Raw genomic sequence first — 4,289 nt, 5'->3', positions numbered from 1 at the left:
CACATAAAATAAAACTAAATGTGACGCGGGCATGTCTGTTTCTTTTTATCAATTTGATTCCCCCTGAAATTTGCTTACATTAAGACTTCATTTTAGAATCATCTTTCACCTAAAGGGTAAGTGAAAGATGATTCTATTGTTTTCATTCATCTATCAATCTATGATTTAGTTAGGGTTTTACGTTGACATACACTTTACCAGAGGCTGTTTGACGAGATTCGTTTCCATATTCATCTCTCATTACCACTTCGATCTCAGCACCGTTGATCTTGCCTTTTGGAGCCGTCCAGGTACCCACATAGTGACCTGCTCCTTGCTCTGTTAATGGTATTTCAACAGAAGTGGCAGCTAATGTTGCGAAACGGACCAAGAAGAAGCCTTTAATTCCTGGCTCACTATCTAGTTGGACGGTTAACTTATTACCCGTTTTTAACTCCACATTTTGAGCTGGTTTTAAGTTTTCGATCGCTGGTGGATTAAACTTGGTGTAAACAGTTACTTCCTTACTAGTTTCGTTTCCAGCACGGTCCTTTGCAGTGACAGTAAATATATTTTCTCCATTATTGAGTAATAACCGTAGGGAGTAGGAGCCATCTTCTGTGACAGTCGCATTTTGACCATTGATAGTGACCTCTGCAAGATATGGATCGGTCGCTTTCCCTTCGATCGTAACCGCTTTCTGATTCGTCTTGAAGCCTTCATTAGGTTTGGTGATGGTTAGTTCTGGTTTTGCTTGGTCAAGGATGATCTTCACTGGCTCGGACGCATCTGTACTACCTACATTCGTAGAAGAGGTAGCTGTCAGCACGTTTTCACCATCTTGAAGGATAACATCTGCAGAGAAGGTACCATCACCACTAGCTGTTGTGGTAGCCACTTCTTCGCCTTTATTGAAAAGATGAACTTGGTTAGTTGGTGAAGCTTTCCCTTCTACTATAATAGTAGATTGATTGGTGTAGGCTGCGTCTCTAGGCGTTGTGATTACTGGAGTCATCGCTTCATAGCTTACCCGTGCTCGAACCATAAGATTTCCGTCCGTATTCTTTAATGGAAGCCATGTTCCTGAAAGCATTTGCCAGCTGCGACCAACGCCTGGATTGCTAAAAGGATTGCTAGTATCTACAGCAAGTCCTGGTGTATTCGGTGCGAGTCCTACTTGGATATAGACTATATAGAAGTCGCCGTTTACTAAGATATCTTCGTTTGCTAGATCGACAATCGTCCATTCTCCATTACGCAAAGCAGTCGCATCCAATGGACCCGCCAATTTTCTACCAGGTGCACCATTCGGTCCACTGGCATCATAGATGGCAACCTTAAAGGCTGTTCCACCTGGTTCCGGCCATCTTGTATCCCAGAAGCGGAAGAGACCAGCGGTGACGTAGGCGCTAGTTTTCCCTTCTTGTAGAGACATTTTAACAGCCCAAGAGTTGCTTCCTTTACTACTCCAAGCTTGAGCGTTTTCCTCTGTCCCATCATCATAGCCGATATCATCAGAATAGCCGACAAATGGTTGTAACGGAACATTTTGCTCACTATTTCCATTTACAGGGATGGTGATTGTGGTATCTTGGCCGTAATAGAAAGGCGCAGATACATGCATGGTATAGGTTCCTTCATAGGTAGTGATGGAATAATGTCCGTTTTCATCTGTTTTTACAGGTTGAATGACAGCATCTTCGATCAGAGAGAGTGTTGCGTTAGCTATTGGCTGACCTGTTTGCTTGTTTGTGACCGTTCCGCTAACCGTTCCTTTCGGGGTCGGTTTTAAGGTAAAGTTCACTTCTAATGGACCATCGGCAGGAATATTTACTTGTTGATCTTCAGAGTTATATCCATATGTTTCAGCACGTAAGGTGAACTCACCAGCGGGATGAATCATATCATAGCTACCATCACTTGGGTTTGTGGCAACAGAACGTCCTGATTCGAGCACGCTCACTGTAGCTTCAAGTGGCAGGGACATCGGTTGGACTGCTGTCGGCGTGATTGTCGCGGTAGGTGCCATCACGTTTTGTATTTTGGTTGGTTGGATGGTATCCGGGTTGACGGCTATTTTATTGGTTTGTGGCTCCGTTTCCAGTTGGCTACCTAACAGTTTTTGTTGTTGTACATTTTCTAGTTCTACATTGGCTGTGGTAAGTGGTGTATTACTTAAGGCGACATCATCGATATACCAACCTGCTCGTTGGCCAATCTGGTCTGTGGTGATGTTAAAGGCGATATAGATTTGTTGACCAGCATAGGCGGATAAATCGATTTGGCGTTCCGTCCATGTTTGAGAGTTACTAGTGAAGCGGGACAGCTGTTGCCAGTTTTGTTTGTCTGTCGACACAAGCACGTGACCATAATCATAGTCAGTTTCAATTTGATACCAATCTTTAAACTGCAGATAGGCGTTCCCTTCAGGCAGGACGATTGGAGGCATCATCAAGCTCATATTGGCTAAGTTGTCATAGTTACCATCTAAATTGGTTCCGTACACTTTTTCACCAGAGGCGGCCTTTTCTGGTCCAAAGTTAAAGGAAGGCACTCCCCACTCCCAAGTGTTTTTAGTACCGTAGGAGATCCAAGCAACTGGTTGAGATTCAAAATCTTGATAGTAACCTGTGCTGATTCCAGATTTGACTGATATTGCGTAATTGTCAGAAGTGACAACGTTTTGCCCATAGTCCGTGATTCGCCAATGATAGGTAAGAGTTGGGGCCTGTACGTCATCAGCCGGAATCACGATTTGGTACGTTCCGCTTTTATAGTCACCTGCGGTACGAGTTGCCGCTACTGTTTTCCATTCAGCAGTTTCGCTTACACGGTATTGTAGCTCTACACTTCTTAGACTGACATTGTCTTGTACTTGAACCGTAAGCGGTAGTGTCATATTCGCATATAATTCAGTTGGAGCGGTATGCTGATAAGTTGGATTCTCATTATCTTGACCTTCACGACTCACTTGTCCATGAACTCGACCTAGTCCGCTGACAATGGAGGAGACAGCGTTATAGGCGTTTACTAGACCGTAACCAAAAGCAATGTTTGGTGAAGTTGGATAGGTGGAATCAGTTAATGGCTTTGCCGTATCTTTTAAAATTTGTTCAATTTCATCAACAGTAATAGATGGATTCGCCTGCTTCATCAGGGCAACAACTCCCGAAATGTGCGGTCCACCGAACTGAGATCCATTTATAGGGCCATAGCTGCTACCCGGAGTGGCAGAGCGGATGTTCCAACCTGGTGCGGTAATGTCTGGCTTCACTTCTCCATATGGCGAAGGACCGCGTGCGGAGACAGTAAGACGAGCATTGTTAATATCCGTTATGCCAACAGCGAACGATTCTGGATAATTGGCTGGGTTCCAGATGCGTTCAATTGAAAGACTAGTACCATGTCCAGCAACGAACACGGGGAAAATCTCAGCTGCACGCCAGTTTTGCACCATTGGACGGAACCATTCATCTTTTCCTGCTATGAATTTTCCCCAAGAGTTGTTCACTACGTCAGGTGCTTTTTCTGGATGTGGGTTTCCTTGGGCATCTTTTGGAGCTAGAATCCATTCTCCAGCTTTTAGTAGATCGACTTGGGTTCCGGTTGAACCCATACCGGTAAAGGCTTTCACTGAGATCCATTTTGCACCTGGTGCAACCCCAATTTGATTTGAACCATTAGGTTCAGAACCTACCATGATTCCTGTGACGCGGGTACCTTGTGTACTGTCATCATATGGTGTCGACTTCCCACCAACAGCATCAAACCAGTTGAAGGTATGGTCAGGTTGATCTGGATTGGCTGGGTTGTAACCACGATACTTTTCTTTTAAAGCAGGATGATCCCAATGGACTCCTGTATCGATACTAGCGATTACAGTTCCCGTACCATTAATGCCCATATTCCAGACTTGTGGTGCGTCGATTCGTGCAATATTCCATTCGACTGAAGTGGTGTCTGGTTGGATATCAGCTGTTGGTTGGATGGATGTTTCACTGCCTTCAATTGAGTTCAGCTGTATCGTATCATTGGGCAGGATTTTTTCGACTTCAGGGAAGGTAGCAAGCTTCTCCATCACTTCTTTAGTTCCTGTTACCGCCATGCTATTGACGATATAGAAGGATTGAAACTCTTTGACATTTCCCTTCTTCTTTTCTTGATCCAGATAGGTTTGGATCGAGTATTGAGTCTCATTAGCTTTAGCGCGAAGGGTAGAAACGACAGCAGAGCGTTTCATCAATTCCGTTTTAGCAGCCGTTTGTTTTTGACCTTTAGCTTTTTTAGCTGTTTCGGTTGCAACTTTTTTT

The 4,289-nt window shown here is 44.3% G+C and carries 1 protein-coding gene; it reads right to left on the bottom strand.

All coding sequences use genetic code 11. The features are described 5' to 3' along the window. Nucleotides 1–169 precede the first annotated feature (169 nt). Nucleotides 170–4,289 (bottom strand): S8 family serine peptidase (locus CHI06_RS20575; protein ID WP_095250463.1); only part of this gene is annotated, 4,120 nt, incomplete at its 5' end.

Source organism: Bacillus sp. 7884-1 (assembly GCF_002272245.1).
Lineage (GTDB): Bacteria > Bacillota > Bacilli > Bacillales > Cytobacillaceae > Neobacillus.
The sequence above is the reverse complement of the archived record's forward strand: the minus strand, read 5'-3'. Positions and strand labels throughout refer to the sequence as shown.